Annotated in this window: 19 protein-coding genes; 10 read left to right on the plus strand and 9 right to left on the minus strand. The window is 60.1% G+C overall.

The window, feature by feature from the left end; translation table 11 throughout:
- Positions 1 to 2 precede the first annotated feature (2 nt).
- Genes nosZ through EXN68_RS17360 form a run of 6 tightly spaced genes read left to right on the plus strand, consistent with a single transcriptional unit; the run spans position 3 to position 6,533 of the window.
- The gene (nosZ, locus tag EXN68_RS17335) at positions 3 to 1,916 is read left to right on the plus strand and encodes a TAT-dependent nitrous-oxide reductase (RefSeq protein WP_142842045.1); all 1,914 of its coding nucleotides are present in this window, start codon (positions 3 to 5) and stop codon (positions 1,914 to 1,916) included.
- Positions 1,913 to 3,292, plus strand: coding sequence for a nitrous oxide reductase family maturation protein NosD (locus tag EXN68_RS17340; RefSeq protein WP_142842046.1), 1,380 nt, complete (start codon positions 1,913 to 1,915; stop codon positions 3,290 to 3,292). The genes nosZ and EXN68_RS17340 overlap by 4 nt, the downstream gene beginning before the upstream one ends.
- Positions 3,289 to 4,209, plus strand: a complete 921-nt coding sequence (locus EXN68_RS17345) for an ABC transporter ATP-binding protein (protein ID WP_142842047.1) — start codon at positions 3,289 to 3,291, stop codon at positions 4,207 to 4,209. Before EXN68_RS17340 ends, EXN68_RS17345 begins: the two co-directional genes overlap by 4 nt.
- Complete coding sequence (locus EXN68_RS17350) at positions 4,206 to 5,033, plus strand: ABC transporter permease (protein ID WP_142842048.1); 828 nt, start codon at positions 4,206 to 4,208, stop codon at positions 5,031 to 5,033. The genes EXN68_RS17345 and EXN68_RS17350 overlap by 4 nt, the downstream gene beginning before the upstream one ends.
- Positions 5,030 to 5,578, plus strand: coding sequence for a nitrous oxide reductase accessory protein NosL (locus EXN68_RS17355; protein ID WP_137087952.1), 549 nt, complete (start codon positions 5,030 to 5,032; stop codon positions 5,576 to 5,578). Before EXN68_RS17350 ends, EXN68_RS17355 begins: the two co-directional genes overlap by 4 nt.
- On the plus strand, positions 5,571 to 6,533 hold the full coding sequence (locus EXN68_RS17360) for an FAD:protein FMN transferase (RefSeq protein ID WP_142842049.1): 963 nt from the start codon (positions 5,571 to 5,573) through the stop codon (positions 6,531 to 6,533). Before EXN68_RS17355 ends, EXN68_RS17360 begins: the two co-directional genes overlap by 8 nt.
- A 379-nt stretch (positions 6,534 to 6,912) precedes the next feature.
- Here the strand turns inward: EXN68_RS17360 and EXN68_RS17365 are convergent, their stop codons facing one another.
- Positions 6,913 to 7,308, minus strand: a complete 396-nt coding sequence (locus EXN68_RS17365; protein WP_142842050.1) for a hypothetical protein — start codon at positions 7,306 to 7,308, stop codon at positions 6,913 to 6,915.
- A gap of 391 nt (positions 7,309 to 7,699) precedes the next feature.
- On the opposite strand from EXN68_RS17365, the gene catB reads away from it, so the two are divergent.
- On the plus strand, positions 7,700 to 8,329 hold the full coding sequence (catB, locus tag EXN68_RS17370) for a type B chloramphenicol O-acetyltransferase (RefSeq protein ID WP_142842051.1): 630 nt from the start codon (positions 7,700 to 7,702) through the stop codon (positions 8,327 to 8,329).
- Between the two features lie 96 nt (positions 8,330 to 8,425).
- On the opposite strand, the gene gstA is transcribed toward catB, so the two are convergent.
- Positions 8,426 to 9,061 carry a glutathione transferase GstA gene (gene gstA, locus EXN68_RS17375; protein ID WP_142842052.1) on the minus strand — a complete coding sequence of 212 codons (636 nt, stop codon included), beginning with the start codon at positions 9,059 to 9,061 and terminating at the stop codon, positions 8,426 to 8,428.
- 150 nt (positions 9,062 to 9,211) lie between these two features.
- Between gstA and EXN68_RS17380 the strand changes: the two genes are divergently transcribed.
- Entirely contained in the window at positions 9,212 to 9,541 is a 330-nt protein-coding gene (locus EXN68_RS17380) for a winged helix-turn-helix transcriptional regulator (protein ID WP_161991371.1), read from the plus strand.
- 92 nt (positions 9,542 to 9,633) lie between these two features.
- Here the strand turns inward: EXN68_RS17380 and EXN68_RS17385 are convergent, their stop codons facing one another.
- From EXN68_RS17385 to EXN68_RS17410, 6 genes are all read right to left on the minus strand, one after another.
- The gene (locus EXN68_RS17385; RefSeq protein WP_142842053.1) at positions 9,634 to 10,881 is read right to left on the minus strand and encodes an oxalate decarboxylase family bicupin; all 1,248 of its coding nucleotides are present in this window, start codon (positions 10,879 to 10,881) and stop codon (positions 9,634 to 9,636) included.
- Between the two features lies 1 nt (position 10,882).
- Positions 10,883 to 11,362 carry a hypothetical protein gene (locus EXN68_RS17390; protein ID WP_142842054.1) on the minus strand — a complete coding sequence of 160 codons (480 nt, stop codon included), beginning with the start codon at positions 11,360 to 11,362 and terminating at the stop codon, positions 10,883 to 10,885.
- 311 nt (positions 11,363 to 11,673) lie between these two features.
- Positions 11,674 to 12,048: a response regulator transcription factor gene (locus EXN68_RS17395; RefSeq protein ID WP_142842055.1), complete on the minus strand. Its 375-nt coding sequence runs from the start codon at positions 12,046 to 12,048 to the stop codon at positions 11,674 to 11,676.
- A 66-nt stretch (positions 12,049 to 12,114) separates the two neighbouring features.
- Complete coding sequence (locus EXN68_RS17400; protein ID WP_142842056.1) at positions 12,115 to 12,771, minus strand: response regulator transcription factor; 657 nt, start codon at positions 12,769 to 12,771, stop codon at positions 12,115 to 12,117.
- Positions 12,764 to 14,344, minus strand: a complete 1,581-nt coding sequence (locus tag EXN68_RS17405; RefSeq protein ID WP_142842057.1) for a PAS domain-containing sensor histidine kinase — start codon at positions 14,342 to 14,344, stop codon at positions 12,764 to 12,766. The genes EXN68_RS17400 and EXN68_RS17405 overlap by 8 nt, the downstream gene beginning before the upstream one ends.
- Positions 14,345 to 14,543: 199 nt before the next feature.
- The gene (locus EXN68_RS17410) at positions 14,544 to 16,838 is read right to left on the minus strand and encodes an FdhF/YdeP family oxidoreductase (protein ID WP_142842058.1); all 2,295 of its coding nucleotides are present in this window, start codon (positions 16,836 to 16,838) and stop codon (positions 14,544 to 14,546) included.
- A gap of 411 nt (positions 16,839 to 17,249) precedes the next feature.
- Between EXN68_RS17410 and EXN68_RS17415 the strand changes: the two genes are divergently transcribed.
- The gene (locus EXN68_RS17415) at positions 17,250 to 17,768 is read left to right on the plus strand and encodes a Dps family protein (protein ID WP_142842059.1); all 519 of its coding nucleotides are present in this window, start codon (positions 17,250 to 17,252) and stop codon (positions 17,766 to 17,768) included.
- A 19-nt stretch (positions 17,769 to 17,787) separates the two neighbouring features.
- Positions 17,788 to 18,768 carry an alpha/beta fold hydrolase gene (locus EXN68_RS17420; RefSeq protein ID WP_142842060.1) on the plus strand — a complete coding sequence of 327 codons (981 nt, stop codon included), beginning with the start codon at positions 17,788 to 17,790 and terminating at the stop codon, positions 18,766 to 18,768.
- A 277-nt stretch (positions 18,769 to 19,045) separates the two neighbouring features.
- Here the strand turns inward: EXN68_RS17420 and EXN68_RS17425 are convergent, their stop codons facing one another.
- Complete coding sequence (locus tag EXN68_RS17425) at positions 19,046 to 19,462, minus strand: organic hydroperoxide resistance protein (RefSeq protein ID WP_142842061.1); 417 nt, start codon at positions 19,460 to 19,462, stop codon at positions 19,046 to 19,048.
- Positions 19,463 to 19,603 lie beyond the last annotated feature (141 nt).

Raw genomic sequence — 19,603 nt, forward strand, 5'->3', positions numbered from 1 at the left:
ACATGTCGGATCGAAATATCGAAACTGGCCTCAGCAGGCGCCAGCTTCTCGGCTCCACGGCGGTTGCCGCGGTGGCGGGCGCGGCGACGGTCGGCGGCGCGCTGGCGGTTTCCAGCATCACGGCGGCGCCGGCGCTCGCCGCAGGCGGACAGGCCTTCGAGGTCAAGCCCGGTGAACTGGACGAATATTACGTCTTTTTCTCAGGCGGCCATAGCGGTGAACTGCGCATTCTCGGCCTGCCGTCGATGCGTGAACTGATGCGTATTCCGGTCTTTAACCGCGATAGCGCCACGGGCTGGGGCCAGACGAATGAAAGCCGCAAGATCCTGACGGAAGGGCTGCTGCCTGAAACGAAGGAATATCTGAAGGACAAGGGCGACATCTACCTCAACGGTGACCTGCACCACCCGCATCCATCCTTTACGGAAGGCACCTATGATGGCCGTTATCTCTTCGCCAATGACAAGGCCAATACCCGCGTCTGCCGCATTCGCCTCGACGTGATGAAATGCGACAAGATCATCCAGCTGCCCAACCAGCACACCGTTCACGGCCTGCGCGTGCAGAAATATCCGCGCACCGGTTATGTTTTCGCCAATGGTGAGGACCGCGTGCCGATCCCCAATGACGGTTCGGTTCTCGATGATCACAAGCAGTATCACGCGATTTTCTCGGCCATTGACGGCGACACGATGAAGGTTGCCTGGCAGGTCATGGTCGACGGCAATCTCGACAATGTCGATGCCGACTATCAGGGCAAATATGCCTTCGCCACCTGCTACAATTCCGAAGAGGGCGTGAACCTTGAGGAAATGATGGCGAAGGATCAGGACTGGATCGTCGTCTTCAACCTGAAGCGCATCGAGGAAGCCGTCGCCAAGGGCGAATTCAAGGAAATGGGCGGTGTGCCGGTTGTGGATGGTCGCCATGGGTCGCCATTCACCCGCTACATCCCGGTGTCCAACGGCCCCCACGGCATGAACACCGCGCCGGATGGTATCCACGTCGTTGCCAATGGCAAGCTGTCGCCGACGGTCACCGTCTTCGACGTCCGGCTGTTCGACGACCTTTTCGCCGACAAGATCAAGCCGCGTGATACCGTGGTTGCCGAACCCGAACTCGGTCTTGGGCCGCTTCACACGGCCTATGACGGTCGCGGCAATTGCTACACGACGCTGTTCATCGACAGCCAGATCTGCAAGTGGAACCTTGAGGATGCCAAACGCGCCTACAAGGGCGAGAAGGTCAATCCGGTCCGCCAGAAGCTCGATGTGCAGTACCAGCCCGGCCACAACCACACATCCATGGGCCAGACCAAGGATGCGGACGGCAAATGGCTGATCTCGCTCAACAAGTTCTCGAAGGACCGGTATTTGAACGTCGGTCCGCTGAAACCGGAAAACGATCAGCTGATCGATATTTCCGGCGACGAGATGGTGCTGGTTCACGACAACCCCACCTTTGCCGAGCCGCATGACGCCACCATCGTCCATAATTCCAAGATCAACCCGGTCAGCATCTGGAGCCGCGACGACAGCTTCTTTGCCGATGCGGTCGCCCAGGCGAAGGCCGACAATGTCGATCTGCTGATCGATTCCGAAGTCATTCGTGACGGCGACAAGGTTCGCGTCTACATGACCTCGGCGGCGCCCGCTTTCGGTCTGGAAAGCTTCACCGTCAAGCAGGGTGATGAGGTGACCGTCTACGTCACCAATATCGATGAGGTGGAAGACCTGACCCATGGCTTCTCGATCATCAATTACGGCATCAACATGGAAGTGGCGCCGCAGGCCACGGCATCCGTCACCTTCAAGGCCGATAAGCCCGGTGTGTGGTGGTATTATTGCTCGTGGTTCTGCCATGCCATGCACATGGAAATGAAGGGCCGCATGCTGGTGGAGCCGAAAAAGGCATGAGGCATCCAAAAGATGCGGCGAGATGGGGGATGGTGGCGATTGTCGCCGCCATTCCCGGCCTGGCGGGTGCTGAAACCATCCGCCTTTCCGCTGCCGCGACCCCTATACTTCAACAAGCCATCGACCGTGCACAGACGGGCGACGAACTGGTGCTGGAAAGCGGCGATTTTTCCGGGCCTGTGATCATTGGCACGTCCATTACGCTGCGCGGCGAGCCGGGTGCGGCCATTCGCGGCGCCGGTCAGGGCAGTGTCGTCACCATCACCGCCGAAGACGTGATCTTCAGCGGCATTATCGTATCCGGCTCGGGCGGTTCGCTGGAAGACATGAATTCGGGCGTCTTCGTCGCCCGCACCGCCAAACGGGCGATTGTTGAAAACAGCCGCTTTGAAGGAAATCTGTATGGCGTCTATCTGCATGGCGCAGACGATTCCATCGCGCGCAACAATGTCATTATCGGTACTGGTGAAGGCCGTTTAAGCGAAACCGGCAACGGCGTGACCCTGTGGAACGCGCCCGGCGCACGCGTCACCGGCAACGACATCAGCTTCGGGCGCGACGGCATCGCCACCAATGCCAGCAAACGCAACGTGTTCAGCGGTAACCGGTTCAGCAATCTGCGATTTGCCATCCACTACATGTACACCAACGACAGCGAGATCAGCGATAATGTCTCCAGCGGCAATTCGGTGGGATACGCCATCATGTTTTCCAGCCGCCTGAAGATCACTGGAAACGTCTCCGATGGCGACCGGGACCACGGCCTGCTTTTGAATTACGCCAACAGTTCCACCGTCACCGGCAATACGGTGCGCGGCCATATGCAGCCCGCATCGCGCTGGAGCGAACGCGGCATCCGCTCGCAGGAACATGGTGTGCCGGCCGCCGATGACGAGACTGCCGCGGATACCTCGGGAATGCGACCCGGCCCGGAAAAATGCGTCTTCATCTACAATGCCAACCGCAACCGCCTGCGCGACAACCGTTTCGAAGGTTGCGATATCGGCATTCATTTCACCGCCGGTTCGGAAGGCAACATGATGAGCGGCAATGCCTTCATCGCCAATCGCAACCAGGTCAAATATGTCGGCACGCGTTATGTCGACTGGTCGGAAAAGGGGCGCGGCAATTACTGGAGCGACAACCCCGCTTTCGATCTGGATGGTGACGGCATAGCCGACAATCCCTATCGCCCGAATGATCTGATTGACCGCGTGCTGTGGACCGCGCCGCAGGCGCGGGTGCTGACCAGCAGCCCCGCCGTGCAGGTGGTGCGCTGGGCGCAGGCGCGGTTTCCAGCCCTTTTGCCGGGCGGGGTCACCGACAGTCATCCCTTGATGTCGCCGCCGCAGCCTCCCAGGGAGCCACGCTCATGAGCACGACCGTAAGCGTTCACGATGTGACCAAGACCTATGGCGGCAAGGTCAATGCCCTGCGCGAACTGAGCTTTAACCTTCATGAAGGGGAGACCGTAGCTCTGGTCGGCCACAATGGCGCCGGAAAAACCACGCTGATCAAATTGCTGCTCGGGCTTATTCGCCCGACGTCGGGGCATGTGGAGGTGCTGGGCGAGAACCCGGCGAATGGCGATTTCGCCGTGCGTCAGGCGCTTGGTTACCTGCCGGAAAGCGTGTCTTTCCACCTGGCGCTGACGGGGCGGGAAACGCTTGCCTTCTACGCCCGTCTCAAGCGGGTGCCCATGCAATCCGCCGACAGCCTGTTCGAGCGTGTCGGCCTTGCCGCCGTGGCCGCCGACCGGCCCATTCGTACCTATTCCAAGGGCATGCGGCAGAGGCTTGGCCTTGCCCAGGCATTGCTCGGCGCACCAAGGGTTCTGCTGCTCGATGAACCGACCAGCGGCCTCGACCCGGCCCTGCGGCGCAATTTCTACAACCTCGTCGATGAATTGCGGGCAGGCGGCGCGACGATCCTCCTGTCGTCGCATGCGCTGGGGGAACTGGAGGATCGGGCCGGACGCGTCATCATCGTCAATCGTGGCGTGCGCATTGCCGATGGCACGCTGGATGATCTGAGACGGATCGCCAGCCTGCCGTCGCGTATCCGTATCCGCCCGACTGGCGGGGGCGGAGCCGCAGCACCTGCCGATCCCGCGGCGCAATGGACCCCGACCGGAGACGGCGCTTACGAGACGGAGGTGGCGCATGCCGCAAGGCTGCCGCTGCTGCACCGCCTCACTGCGGCTGCTGCCGGTATCGAAGCCCTGAGCCTCATCGAGCCGACGCTCGATGATCTCTATGCCCATTTCCTGAACAGCCAGGAGGCCGCGTCGTGAGCAACATCCTGATCATTGCGGGAAAGGAAATTCGCGAAGGCATGCGCAATCGCTGGGTGCTGGCCACGACATTGCTGCTGGCAATGCTCGCCCTGACGCTGACGTTTCTCGGCAGCGCGCCGACCGGCAATGTCGGCGCCAGCCGCGTGGATGTGGTCATCGTCAGCCTCTCCAGCCTGACGATCTTCCTTGTGCCGCTGATCGCGCTGCTGATTTCCCACGATGCCATCGTGGGTGAGGTGGAGCGTGGCACCATGCTGCTGCTGCTCGCCTATCCGGTGGGGCGCAGCCAGATCGTTCTGGGCAAATTTCTCGGCCACATCGCCATCCTCTGCTTCGCCACCACCTGCGGATATGGCACGGCGGCGCTTGCGCTGGCGCTGATGGGCGGCGCGACCGGCCTTGAGGGCTGGCTGTCGTTTATTTCCATGACGGCATCGTCCGTGCTGCTCGGCGCGGTCTTCGTCGCCATCGGTTATCTCGTCAGTGCGCTATCTTCGGAGCGCAGCACGGCCGGCGGCGTGACGATCGGCATCTGGCTGTTCTTCGTGCTGATCTACGACATGGCCCTGCTTGGCGGGCTGGTGGCGGCGCAGGGCCGTTCGCTGCCCGGCGGATTGCTGGATTTCCTGCTGCTCGCCAATCCGACGGATGCCTATCGGCTCCTCAATCTCGGCAGCGGCGGGGCGGCGGCCCTTTCCGGCATGGGCGGGCTTGCCAAAAACTCCATTCTCACCGGTGGCGTGCTGCTTGCCGCCCTTTGCGCCTGGACGGTTGTTCCGCTCGGCCTAGCTTCGCTGTTTTTCTCAAGGAGGGACGTATGAAAACGGTCCGTTTTGCCCTTGTTCTTGTGGCTTCGCTGCTGCTTGCCGCCTGCGAAAATGAGCAGCAGGCGGAAACGCCGCCGCCCTTTTCGCTCACCGCCGAGGCCATGGGGCGATATTGCGGCATGAACGTGCTGGAACATGCCGGGCCGAAGGGGCAGATCATCCTGCGCCAGATACCGGAAGCCATATGGTTCTCTTCAGCCCGGGACACGGTGGCCTTCACCATGCTGCCGGACGAACCGAAGGAGATCGCGGCGATTTACGTGTCCGACATGGGCAAGGCAGCAAGCTGGGAAAAGCCCGGCGCGGAAAACTGGATCGACGCGCGCAAGGCCTTCTTCGTGATCGGCAGTTCCCTGCGCGGCGGCATGGGCGCGGAGGAAGCCGTGCCCTTTTCCGAAGAGGCGGCAGCAAGGCAATTCGTCGGCAAGAACGGCGGCGAAGTCGTTAAATTCAACGATCTGCCCGAGAATTACATTCTTGGCGCCGGTGGCGAGGCGGCGGACGATCCGGCCGCGGAAGGGGCGCATGATCATGGATAACAAACCAGGCCGCCGCCGCTTCATCACGCTCATGGCTGCCTTTGCGGGCCTGCCGCTTTTACCTGACAGGGGTTTTGCCTCAGTCTCCCCCGTTGTCTGGCGGGGACAGGCACTCGGCGCGCCGGCAACGCTTGTGCTCAATCATCAAAACCCTGCAGAGGCGGAGCGCCTCCTGCGCAGGGTGGTGGTCGAGGTGGCGCACCTCGAGAGTATTTTCAGCCTGTTTCGGCCGGAATCGGCGCTGAGTGAGCTTAATCGCACCGGTGCCCTTGCCGCGCCGCCCTCCGAAATGGTGGAGCTGCTGGAATTGTGCCGCAGCTTCCACGGGCTTGGGGACGGACGTTTCGATCCGACGATACAGCCGCTCTGGCTGCTGCATGCCCGGCATTTTTCGAGCGACGGTGCCGATCCCGCCGGCCCATCCGCACGGGATATGAGAAAGGCATTGGCGCTGGTGGGCTTCGACAAGGTAAGTTTCGACGCGAACCGTATTGCACTGGGGCAGCGCGGCATGGCGCTGACGCTGAACGGTATTGCCCAGGGCTATATTACTGACCGCATCGTTGCCCTGTTGCGGGATGCGGGTGTGACCAGCAGCCTGGTGGATATGGGCGAAAATCGCGCCATCGGCAATAATGCGCGAGGCGCGCCGTGGCGCATCGGTCTTGCGCAATCGGAAGATGCCACCCTTCCTGACATGGTTCTCGACATCACCGACCGTGCCGTGGCGACCTCGGCGGGCGCCGGGTTCCAGTTCGACCGCGCCGGCAATTTCAGTCATATCCTCGATCCGCGAACGGGCCTCAGCGCGCGCCGTTATGCGCGGGTCTCGGTGGTTGCCGACGATGCGGCCACGGCCGATGCGCTATCGACCGCCTTCAGCCTGATGGACGAGCGGGAGGTGGAAACGCTGCGCGCATCGCTTCGCAATGTCGAGGTGTATCTGCGCGCCTGAACCCGCAGGTTTCAGAAGCGGTTTTCCGGACGTGGCGCGTGTCGCGCCGCGAGATTGAGGTCGTGCATCGCCATCAGAACCAGTGTCGAGGGATCGTCACTTCCCGGTCCCGCAGGCCTTTTGCGGCAATATTGGCCTATGCCGGAGATGCAAGGAGCACGCCAGCAAGTGCCAGCCGGAAAGTGCGTGTCGCCTGCCAGCCCGTCCGATCCCGGCGCCCCGCCGATCAACGTGGCGGAAGAGCCGGAAATCCGGCACCGTTCCGGAAAAACGGCTGCCATGGCCGGCCTTTGGGGCGGCATCGGGGAGGGAAGGAGAGAAACCCATCTGCCGGCCCGCAGGACCTCAGGGCTGTCGCAGGGACACGCCTTTCATGCGGTCAGGCGGAAAGAGGTGGTGCGCGCGGCGCGGCGCTCATCAGAAGAACGGATGGCCTGAACGCGGCCGTATCCGCCACGAAACCTTCACCGGTCTCGATGAGGAGCGGCCTGCCGGTCATATCGGCCGGTTGCGGCAGCAGGATGCCGGCCACGATCCGGCAAACCTCGCAGAGGGGAACAACGGCGTGCCGGTCGGGGTGGGACTGGCCATCGTCGTGATCGAAAATGTGGCAAAGATCCGGCAGGCTGCCATCAGGCAGCATATAGGCGGAGATTTCAGTTGCGGCGAAACCGGCTTCTGTCACCGGCACGCGATGGGCGAAACCGATGGCGAACAGGGCAAGAGCGCACAGAATGCGCATCCCCTTCTGCCATGTCGTCGCCTTTGTGATCATTGCCGGAATTCCCGCCCGAACACTCTCTGAAATTCGCTTTATATTCCCATCCCGTCGATTCACCCGAGACGGACAATTGTCACGGCGGGGATGACATGACGTTACGGAGGTACTCTGTGGCATCGCGCGTGCTTCGTCTGTGCGATAGGTCAAACAGCTCCAAGTTTGGTGACGAGCGCCAGGCGATTTCCCGCACACTGCCGGTCAGCATGGCTTGGCCTTCGAGGCTTTTTGCGCTAATCACACCGGATGATAAAAACCTCGAGTATCACCTGCATCTAGCTCCCGCCGCAGCGCGAGGAGCATCGAGCGGGAAGCCGGCCGGCTTCACGCTTGGCGTCGGCTTGCCTGAAGGCAGGCGAATGCGAACACATGCAGTGAGACTAACTCGATGGAAAATTATTTCGAAAGCCCCTTCCGGGGCATCACGCTCGACAGGCAGGTAAAGAACCCGAACCTTGTCGTCGGTAAATACAGCTATTATTCCGGCTATTATCACGGCCACAGCTTTGAAGATTGCGCCCGTTATCTGCTGCCGGATGAGGGTGCGGACAGGCTGGTGATCGGAAGCTTCTGCTCAATCGGTTCAGGCGCCGCCTTCATCATGGCGGGCAATCAGGGCCATCGGAACGAGTGGATCAGCACCTTCCCGTTCTTCTTCATGCCGGAGGTGCCGGAATTCGAGGAAGCCGAGAATGGCTATCTGCCGGCGGGCGACACCGTCATCGGCAATGATGTCTGGATAGGTTCGGAAGCGATCATCATGCCCGGCATCAAGATCGGCGATGGCGCCGTCATCGGAACCCGGGCGCTGGTGACGAAGAATGTCGAACCTTACGCGATCGTCGGCGGCAACCCCGCCAGAACCATTCGCAAGCGGTTTGATGACGATGACATTGCCCGCCTGCTGGAGATGAAATGGTGGGAGTGGCCGGCGGAAAGGCTCAAGGCCGCAATGCCGCTCATGACCAGCAGCAATGTCGCGGAGCTGTATCGGTTCTGGCAGTCTGACATTCTGTAGATATAAAATTGCCGGCTCGTCTGCTTGAGGCGGGCCGGCGATCGCTCCTGACCCAGGAGCTGTTTCCGGATATGTGAAGGCCAGACACCCACTCTGTCAGTGCAATTCCAGGCCTTCCTGAAGAATGGATTTTTGAACCGCCTCGCGCCCCTTCACGCGGCTGTACCAGGCTTGCAGGTTATGCAGGTGATCGAAGTGGATTGGCGCATTGTAATATGATTTCAACCATGGGGCCTGCCCCCAACCCGCCAGGGCAAACAGATAAGCATCAGCGACCGTGAACCTGTCCCCCATCAGAAAATCCTTGTCCGCAAGATGCTCGTTGATCCACGCGAAGCGTTTCTCCAGCTTCGGCCTTGCCGTCTCGATATAGTCACCAGCCTGACGCGCATAAAGGAGCGGGATGAAGCCCTTGTGGATTTCGGTCGAAAGAAAGCTCAGCATCTCCTGCAGCCTGTAGCGCGCAAAGGTTCCATTCGCCGGCGCAAGGCCCGCCTCGGGCTTCTGGTCTGCAAGATATTGAACGATGACGGGACCTTCCCGCAGCACGTTGCCGTCTTCAAGCTCCAGCGCCGGAATATAGCCATGCGGGTTGATGTTGTAGAAGTTCTTCCCCTGATCCGTTGTGCGATCATTCTGATCGACCTTGATGAATTCGACGTCGAGACCCAGCTCGTTTGCGACGATATGGGGAGAAAGCGAGCAAGCGGCGGGCATGAAATACAACTTCATTCTGATAGGTCTCCATGGATTTCGGCACCATTCTTCCGTTGCAGGAAAGGCGTGACTTCCATGTAGGTCAGGCGGTATAAAAACGTAAGAACGCAAAAACTTGTCATCTAGGTACATAAATTATACCTGGTGCAGCTGAAAGGCTAACCGATGAAGGACACCGTATCGGGCTGCTCCGTTGAACAAGCCATGCATCTGCTCGGCGGGCGCTGGCGTCTGCTCATCGTGTCTTATCTCGTGGACGGGCCGAAGCGGTTCAACGAACTCAGGAGACTGGTGCCGGGCATTTCCCAGAGAATGCTCACCCTCGATCTCCGCGCACTTGAAGACGCAAAACTCGTGGCGCGCACGGTCTATCCGACCACGCCAATCAAGGTGGAATATGCTCTGACGGAGGAAGGCCGGCGGCTGGAGAAGGTGGTGGCCGTTGTTCAGGAATTCGGCCTGTGGCTGAAGGCGCGGGACGCTGCGTCAAGTTGAATGGCCATTCGGGTCAGATGTCGCCTTGTCTCGGTAGGCAAAGACCGGCGGATCGGACATGCCGAAATGCCGGTCTTTGGGCTCATGGATGTTCAGCCCGGCATCATCGCCGGCTGGTTTGCGGGAAATTTTGCCACATCCTCAATGCTGACATTGAGATGCTGGGCCACCAGCGCCGGCGGGGTGTGCGTGAGCCATGAGGACAGGCTGACCTCCTGATATTCGGCAGTCTTGAAGACCGCGACGAATTGCAGGTCGGTCGTCCCGGTATTTTCGATGATGTGGCCCTGGCTTCTTTTCACGTAACCAATATCGCCGGCGCGGAAGTCGGCCGTCTGGCTGCGCGGGCCCGCGTCGAACACGGTCATCCGGCCTTCGCCCTTGATCCAGTATTGCCATTCATCCGCATTGGGGTGCCAGTGCATTTCGCGCACACCGCCGGGCTTGATCGTTTCAATGGCGGCGGCGATGGTTTTGGACACGGTGAAGGCGCTGCTGTCCGCAAGGCGAATAATGCCCGCGGCATTTTCCTTCAGCGGTTTTGATGCAGCGAGTTTATAGGTGAACGGGAACGGGGGAAGACCGGCACCGGCAACGGCCTCCTGATCCCCGGAGAGCGGTCCTGGCTCCTTGCCCTGGAAAATCCAGAGGTTCTGCAGCGGAATGTTCCGGAACACGTCCTGCGCGACGCCGAAATTCTTGGCCAGCAGTTCCGGTGAGGTATGCGCCAGCCAGTCAGTGAGAAGCAGGGTGCCATATTCGGACTGATCGCCTTCATCGAATACGATGACGAATTCGCATCCTTCAGGGCCAAGCCCCTGCAGCGAATGAGGGTAACCGGCCGGAAAATACCAGAGATCACCGGCCTCGACATCCTGTACATAGGCGCGGCCCTGCGTATCGAGCACCGTGATGCGGCAACGCCCATTGGTCATGATCGCCCATTCTGCGGCGCGGTGCCAGTGCATCTCGCGAATGCCGCCCGGTCCCAGCCGCATGTTGACGCCGGACACGGCATCCGAAATCGCGAAGTCCGACTTGGTGACCTGGCGTGCCCATCCGCCGTTCTGGATACGTTTGGCGGCATTGTTGAACGAGCCCCAGAAGAGCTGCATGTCGCCCACATCGGTTGCCGGCGGGCTCTGGAAGGATGGGAACTGGTCGTTGATCGCGGGGTTCTTCGGGCCGGGATCGCTGAGGCCCGCGGCATTGGCATTGATTGCGCCTTCGGCGGGCTGATCAGGATTGCCGAAAGATGCTGCTCCGGCCGTGCTGGCGGCAAGAGCAGTGCCGCCGACGGCGCCGATTGCGAGGACTGCGCGTCTGGTCAATGTTTCCATTTCAGAACTCCTTGTTCATGGCGAATTGGGCCGAGGTGTCGGCCGAGGTGTCGATAGAGCGGGTCTGCGATGCGAGCTGGAGCACGGCGATGCGGTCGATCAGCTCGGCATTAAAGAGGCGGTGTTGCAGCTGGCAGAAGGCTTTTGGATCGAGCGCGTCGCGCCGGTCGGTTTTCCGGGTGGTGCGGGTGGCGATGCAGGATGTCTTGTCCAGTGCCGGAACAGCCTGTGTGCCTTCGGACGTTTCACTGAGCGCCGGCACGGGAGCGGAAAGTCCGCCCAGCCTGTCAATCGTCTGCGGTGTGAGGATGCGGAAGGCGCTGGCTGATGCGACGTCTTCGGAGACTGCAAGCACCGGTTCGCTATTCCTGATCAGGAAAGCATTGCCACCGAGCACGGCAACCGTACCCAGTGCCAACACCGCTGCGACTTTGAGACGACGGGGTCTCTGCTGGTCGGCATTCTTGCTGATGGAGGTCATGCCCTGCTCCTAAAAAGGGGTGATGGTGTCGTCAGGAACGTTCGGTGGGGAAGCGCTTGACTGGAGCAAAGGCTACGGCGGAGGAGCGGAGCCGGCATCTATACAGAGGTCTAGTTCGTATAGCGGAAGGTGTTGGCGGCGGGGTAAGCGCCGAGAGGTATCCGCTCAACGGCAATGCCTGCCCGGACGCCAGGCGTCGGAGCATGAAGTGGCGACGGATTTTACCTGAGAGGATGCAGTTAAAGCGATGGAAGGCTTGCCTGCGAGCGGATATGGGCTGGCTCACTTGCCCGGTGGCGAAGCGTCAGCCGTCAGGACGGCCGGGCGAGAACGGATTCCAGGCATCCGATCAGACTGACGATGTTCACCGGCTTGCCGAGAAAGGCCAAAGCGCCACCGTTCAAGGCCGCATTCCGGGTGCGCTCATCCTGATAGGAGGTGACGAAGATCATCGGCGCATGCTCGCCGCGCCGGTTCAACTCACTCTGCAATTCGATGCCGGACAGTCCGGGCATCTTCACATCCACGATGATGCAGTCGATGTCCGTCTGCTGCTGCGCTTCCAGAAAGTGTTCGGCAGAAGCATACAGGCGGCATTCGTAACCGAAGGACATGATGAGATCATCCATGGCTTCGCGAATGGCGGGATCGTCGTCGACGACGGCAATGACGGGAACGGGGGGCAATGAAAGCGACCTTTTCTGTTTTTCTTTCATCTTCTATGCGCGCGTGCCCCTGCGAAAGATACCATACTAAGATACAGGTGGCCTGGGCTTCTCGCCGATCAGCTCTGCTTTCCGCACGAGGTCGGCGACCGATCTGGCCTCCATTTTTCGCATGACATTGCCACGGTGCAGTTTCACGGTAACTTCGCTGATGCCGAGTTCATAGGCGATCTGCTTGTTCATCAGGCCGCGGACAACAGCGCCCATGACCTCGCGTTCCCTTGGTGTCAGCTGTTCGGCAAGGGAGGTGACGGCCTCATTCTGGGCGCTTTCGCGGCGTTGCGACGCATCCCTTTCCATCGCTGCCGCAACGGCGTCAAGAATGTCCTGTTCCTTGAAGGGCTTGGTCAAAAAATCGACGGCGCCGGCCTTCATCGCCCGTACGCTCATGGGGATATCGCCGAATCCGGTCATGAAAATGATCGGCATCCTGTTTCCGACGCGTTCCAGCTGCATCTGGAAATCAAGGCCGCTTATGCCCGGAAGCCGCACATCAAGCAGCAGGCAGCCGGGCCGGTTCAGATTGGCTTTTTCGAGAAAGGCGGCAGCGCTGTCGAAAGCTTCGGCATCGAATTTCATGGAGCGGAAAAGATCGGTGAGTGCTTCGCGCATCGACAAATCGTCGTCGACGATGAACACGATGGGTGATGGTGGCTCCTTTGCCGACTTGCGCAATTCAGGCATGTTCCATCTCCTGGCTAACCGGCATGGAAATGGTAAAGACCGCCCCGCCGAGAGGATGATTGTCACCGGTAAGCCTGCCGCCCCGTGCTTCCAGTGTCGTGCGGCAGATGGAAAGCCCCATGCCCATTCCGGTCTCCTTGGTCGTGAAAAACGGAGAGAACAGCTTTTCCTTCATCTGCACCGGGAAACCCGGTCCATTGTCGTGAACGGCAATATGGATATTGTCGCTGTCTTCGCGCTCCTTTCGCACCGTAATGGTGCGATTATCGGTGCCCGCCTCGTCCATGGCCTGAATGGCATTGGTGAGAAGGTTGATGAGAACCTGCTGCAACTCGATCCTGACAGCCATTATCAGCGGCGTGGCGGTTTTTTCCACATATACCGTGGTTCCGCTGCGTTCCAGCTCATGTTCCAGAAGACTGAGCGTTTCATCGATGAATTCATCCAGGTCGAAGGTTTCCATCTTGCCGCTCGTATGGGCGAGCAGGCTGCGTGTGTTCTGGATGATTTCACTGGCGCGCTGCCCATCGCGGATCATGCGTTCGGCCGACCGGCGGGCGGCGGCAATATCCGGCGGATCGCGATCGAGCCACCGCAGCAATGTCTGCGCGTTGACGATGATGGCGCCAAGTGGCTGGTTCAGCTCGTGGGAGAGCGATGCGGACATGGCGCCGACGGCCGCCGCCTTCGAGGCCTTTGTCAGCTCCGCCTGCGCCTCCGCCAGTGCTTTCAACGCCATTTCGCGCTGGGTGATATCCACCATGCTGACCACCACACGGTTGAAGGAGGCCGCTTCCGCAGGAAAACTGATGGAAAGAAGCACCAGCTTGTCTTCGCCGGTGTCTGTGCGCACCACCACCTTGTCTTCGAAGACAGGCCGGTTGTCGATGATCGCCTGCAGGACATCGACGAATTTGCCGGAAGAAGAAACGACCGATTGCTGGAGAGTGCCGCGGATTGAGGAGTCGTAACCCAGCATTTCCTTTCCGGCCTCATTCGACGCAACGACGGTTATGAGATCGATGCAGTGCTGCGCAAAGTCCGGATTGGCGCGGGCATGGGCGCGCATGTCGGTGATGCCCTGTTGCTTGAGGCCCATCAGTAGGGCGTGAAGTTTCGAATAGTCGCGTTCCCAGAGTGCGACGCGCGTGCGGTCGAAGATAGAGCGATAACGCTCTTCGCTTTCCTTCAGTGCCGTATTGACCGACACCATCGCTAACCGGGCGGTCTCCGTTTTCAGAAGCAGCACGGTCGTGACGGCAAGCGCTGCAAGGGCGACGACCAACCGAAGGGCCGACTGGAAATCCGCGTCCTGCGCATGGGTCGCTGCATAGGACAGGAGGGAGAGAATGGCGCAGGCGCAGGAGATCGCGATCAGTCCCGACCAGCTTACAGCCTGCGCGGCCAAAAGCATCGTGATGACATAGAGGACGGCAATCGCCCCTTCTATGTCGGTATAGGTATCGACGTAAAATACCGCGGCCGCCAGCGCCAGCGCCCCAAGGCCAAAGGCCAGATGGTGCGTCCCGCCTTCCGGCTCACGCGCGCGAAACATCCTTGACGCAATCGACATTGTTCCCCCGATGCGATTTTTGCCGACAATACGGTTTTTTCAGCACAACCTGACCTATACATAGGTCTTGGTTGTTTCCGTCGTCCAAGCATCAGGATAGCGGGAAATGGGTGCGGTGTTATATGCAAAAATCTGCATGTAATACCTTTCGTCCACAGGCGCGCACCGATGTCTACGGTGCGCGCGTGCGCTTCGCTGGTCAGACCGTTGCAGCGCTTACGGTGATTGGTACGCCCTTGTAGGAGGGTGTTCCAGAAAGACGGTCGTAATGGCCGAGCGCCACCACCGCATTCATCTCGGGATAATAACCCGCGGCCGAACCCTTCGGGATATTATATTCGACGGCGGTGAAACCATGCACGAGGTGGCGTCCCTCGCTGTCTTTGCCGATGCCGTGAATGTCGATGCTGTCGCCATCCTTCAGGCCACGTTCGGCAAGGTCGTGCCGGTTCATGAAGATAACGTCCCTTCTGCCAAAGACGCCGCGATACCGGTCATCCATGCCATAGATCGTCGTATTGTACTGATCGTGGCTGCGGATGGTGGTCAGCACAAGGGCGTCGGGATTGGAGATGCGCGGATCTTCCTCAAGCCCGGTGGCGAGGAGGAAGTTGGCCTTGCCGCTCTCCGTATTCCAGCGACGGAATGAGGCCGCGACATCAAGGCGGAAACCGCCTTTCACCCGGACCCGGCTGTTGAAATCCGTAAAGTCGGGGAAGACCTTCTCGATCTTGTCGCGAATGCGGTCGTAATCGGCAATCAGCCAGTCCCAGTCAATTCCGTGACGATTTCCGATCGTCGCCCTGGCGATGCCGGCGATGATGGCGGGCTCTGACCTCACCAGTTCACCCGGCGGTTTGAGGAAACCGCGGGACGCATGCACCATCGACATGGAATCCTCGACTGTGACCGCCTGCGGACCGGACGCCTGGCTATCCAGATCGGTTCGGCCGAGACAGGGCAGGATCAGTGATGTTCTGGCGGTCAGAAGGTGGGAGCGGTTGAGCTTCGTCGCGATGTGGACGGCGAGATCGAGTTTGCGCATGCCCTTAAAGGTCGCGCCGGTGTCCGACATGGCGACAGCGAGGTTTCCGCCAAGACAGATGAGCGCCCGGGATTTTCCGGCGATGATTGCCTCCACGGCCTCTATGGCATTGTGACCCTTCTCCGCAGGGGGGCGAAAGCCGAAAGCGCGCTCCATGCCGTCAAGCAGCGCCTTGTTCGGGATCTCGGTGATGCCGACGGTGCGATCCCCCTGAACATTGGAGTGGCCGCGAATGGGCGCGATCCCGGCGCCCGGACGGCCCATATTGCCGCGCAGCAGCAACAGGTTTGCGATCTGCTGCACGTTGCCGGTACCCTTGGCGTGCTGTGTAATGCCCATGCCGTAACAGATGATAACGTTCGAGGCTTTCACATAAACACGGGCGACGCTGTCAATCGCCTCTTTCGTCAGCCCGCTGACGGAGCAGATCGTATCCCAGGAGGTGGCGTCGATATCGGCGCGCAGCATGTCGAGGCCGGCGGTATGTTCCTCGATGAAGACCCGATCGAGCAACCCGTCGCCGCCGTTCCTCAGGCTCTCCGCATCCAGTTCGAACACCGCCTTCATGATGCCCTTGAGGGCTGCGAGATCGCCGCCGGTGCGCAGCTGATGGTAGGCGGAGGCGATCGGCGTCGAGGAGAGCGTCGCCATTTCGATCGGGTCCTGTGGGGCGGCAAAGCGTTCCAGCGCCCGTTCCTTCAGCGGATTGAACACGACGATCGGTACGCCGCGTTTTGCGGCATTATGCAGCGTCGTCATCATGCGGGGATGGTTAGTGCCGGGATTGTGGCCGAAGCTGAAGATCGCATCGGCATGATCGAAATCCTCCAGCGTCACCGTGCCTTTGCCAACGCCGATGGATTTCGGAAGGCCGACGCTGGTGGCCTCATGGCACATGTTGGAACAGTCAGGAAAATTGTTCGTCCCGTAGGCGCGCACAAAAAGCTGGTAGAGAAACGCGGCCTCGTTGGACGCCCGGCCGGAGGTATAGAATTCCGCCCTGTCGGGATCATCGAGCTTGTTGAGTTCCCGCGCGATCAGGGTGAATGCCTCGTCCCAGGCTATCGGCTCGTAGTGATCACTCTCGGTATTGTAATGCAGGGGAAGGGTCAGCCGGCCGGCATCCTCGAGCTTGTGATCCGTCCATTGCCACAATTCGGAAACCGTATGTTGTGCGAAAAACTCGGGTCCGGATCGTTTCGCCGTCGATTCCCAGGTGATGGCCTTCGCGCCGTTTTCGCAGAACTCGAAGGACGAGGTGTGTTTGGGGTCGGGCCAGGCGCAGCCGGGACAGTCGAAACCCTCGGGCTGATTTGCCTTGAGCAGCGTCATGGTGCCCTGTGCGACGATCTGCTGATGCGCGAGCGTTTTCGCAACAGCTTTCAACGCGTCCCAGCCGCCAGCTGGATGATCGTATTTTTCAATACCTTCCGGCCGTTCTTCTGCCATGTCGGAATTCCTTCGATTTGCAGATTGACGATTGTCGTGCCCGCTGACGCTAACGCAACTGCGGAAGAGTAAACATCATACTCAGGCATAGGTTGCCTGCTCGCTCGAGGTCGGAACGAAAAAGGCCGCCTCCTGCGGCGGGGGCGGCCTTGGCGGATTGGGAGGGGAGATCCGCGGCTCCGGGGAGGGGACCCGGAGTTCATGGCTTCTGCGAGCCAATCGCCCTGGGGCGGGGCGACAGGCCAAAACTATCCCGGGTCCGAACCTGCCGAAACTACACTTAGGTATCGGGTGGACTGTACCAGCAGCCGATTTCTCCAGAGCCATCCTTCTTTCTATCTTCGGTGCCGATCAGACAGCCGCAACAGGGGCGCTCAACAACGGGCGGTCGATTGCAAAAGGAGAACGATCATGGACACGACCACAATTGCCAGACACCGCAAGCTTCCACTCGCAACGCCGACCGACCTCGGCGCTGAAGCGACCCGCGACATCGCCGCTGCTCTCGCCGCGCTTCTGGCGGATGTCTTCACGCTCTACATCAAGACCAAGAATTTCCACTGGCATGTTTCCGGTCCGCATTTCCGTGATTATCACACCCTGCTGGACGAACAGGGCGCCCAGATATTTGCGATGACCGACGACATTGCCGAAAGGGCGCGCAAGATCGGCGGCACGACCATTCGCTCCATCGGTCAAATTGGCCGGCTTCAGCGCCTCCTTGATAATGACGCAGACTTCGTCACGCCCGAAGATATGCTCGCCGAGCTGCGCGAGGACAACAAGCAGCTTACCGCCATCCTGCGGCAAACGCACAACCTCACCTCCGACCTCAACGACCACGCCACCACCAGCCTGATCGAAAACTGGATTGACGAGACCGAGCGCCGGACCTGGTTCCTGTTCGAAACCACCCGCCGCGCGCGGTGAAACCAGGCAAGAAATCCAAATGACCGACAATCCTGTCGAGCTGGCAATTTCCAGACGGCAGGTTCTGCTGGCCGGTGCCGCGCTTTCCACAGCGATGGCCATGCCGTCGATCGCATTTTCAAAATCCATCCCATCCCGCAACGAAGGAGCATTTCCAATGACCGAATCATTCGTAAAGACCAAGGACGGCGTCGATATCTATTTCAAGGACTGGGGTCCGAAGGATGCCCAGCCGATCGTCTTCCATCACGGCTGGCCCTTGTCCTCCGACGACTGGGATGCGCAGATGCTGTTCTTTGCCCAGAACGGTTACCGCGTTGTGGCCCACGACCGTCGTGGCCACGGCCGTTCCCAGCAGGTGAGCGACGGCCACGATATGGATCACTATGCCGCCGATGCATCCGCCGTCGCCGAACATCTCGATCTCAGGAATGCGGTTCACATCGGCCACTCGACCGGTGGCGGTGAGGTTGCCCGTTATGTGGCCAAATTCGGTGAGCCGCAGGGCCGCGTTGCGAAGGCGGTTCTAGTCTCCGCCGTTCCCCCGCTGATGCTGAAGACGCCTTCCAATCCCGGCGGCCTGCCGATCGAAATCTTCGACAGCTTCCGCAGGGGCGTGGCCGAAAACCGCGCCGAGTTCTTCCTCGACGTCCCGACCGGTCCCTTCTATGGTTTCAATCGGTCCGGTGCCAAAGTCTATCCCGGTGTCATCCAGAACTGGTGGCGTCAGGGCATGATGGGTAGCGCCAAGGCCCATTATGACGGCGTCAAGGCCTTTTCGGAAACCGATCAGACGGAAGACCTGAAAGCGATCACAGTGCCGACGCTCGTTCTCCACGGCGATGACGACCAGGTCGTGCCGATCGCAGATTCCGCTGAATTGTCTGTCAAACTTCTGAAGAATGGCACGCTGAAGGTATATAAGGGGTATCCGCACGGCATGCTGACGACCCATGCTGATGTCATCAATCCGGATTTGCTCGCCTTTGTGAAAAGCTGATCACCGCAAAAGGTCGCCGTCGGCCAAGGTTGATGGCGGCCAATGTCTCGTGCGCGGCTTGCCTGGATTGATCAGGGGGATGGCAGGAAGAAGTGGAAATGCGAAAACGGCTGCGGTGGCCGCCGAGCCGTTTTCTTGTGGTCACATCGTTGAAACCGCGCCCAGAAGTCCCGAAAGCGGCGAGGGCTCGTCAGATGTTGCATCATAGATGCACGGTGCTGCGAATATCGCCGCAAACACGATGGCTATGACAAACGCACGGGCGGAAACAACAGGCTTAAGCGAGCTTGAGCGTAACATCGATGTTCCCCCTCGTTGCCTTCGAATAAGGGCAGATCTGATGGGCGTCCTCGATGATCGCCTGCGCGACGGGGCGATCAATGCCGGGCAGGCTGATCGACAGGCGCGCCTGCAGAAAGAACTCGCCGCCCGTCGTGCCGAGGTCAACTTCCGCATCGACGGTGGTGTCGGCTGGGAGCCGGAGCTGGTGTTTCGCCGCTGCCTTTGTCATGGCGCCGATGAAACATGCCGACCAGCCGGCCGCAAAAAGCTGTTCGGGATTTGTACCCGGCTTTCCGCTGCCCGGAGGCGAGAGCTTGATGCCGAGCGCGCCATCATCGCTTTGTGCCGATCCGTCACGTCCGCCGGTCGTACGGGTCTTGCCGGTATAAAGAACAGTCTCGATTCTGGTCATGGGAGGCTCCTTTCATTTGCCGCTGCTGCGGCGTTTCGTGATAGGAGCTTTTTGATGGATCAGCGTATCCGGCATGTTTCCGGAAACTGCGAAACTGTATCGAAACGTATCGGCGTTTCGTCGCGGGTGATCGTCGGCCCG

Source organism: Martinezella rhizogenes, from assembly GCF_007002745.1.
Classification (GTDB): Bacteria; Pseudomonadota; Alphaproteobacteria; order Rhizobiales; family Rhizobiaceae; genus Agrobacterium; species Agrobacterium cucumeris.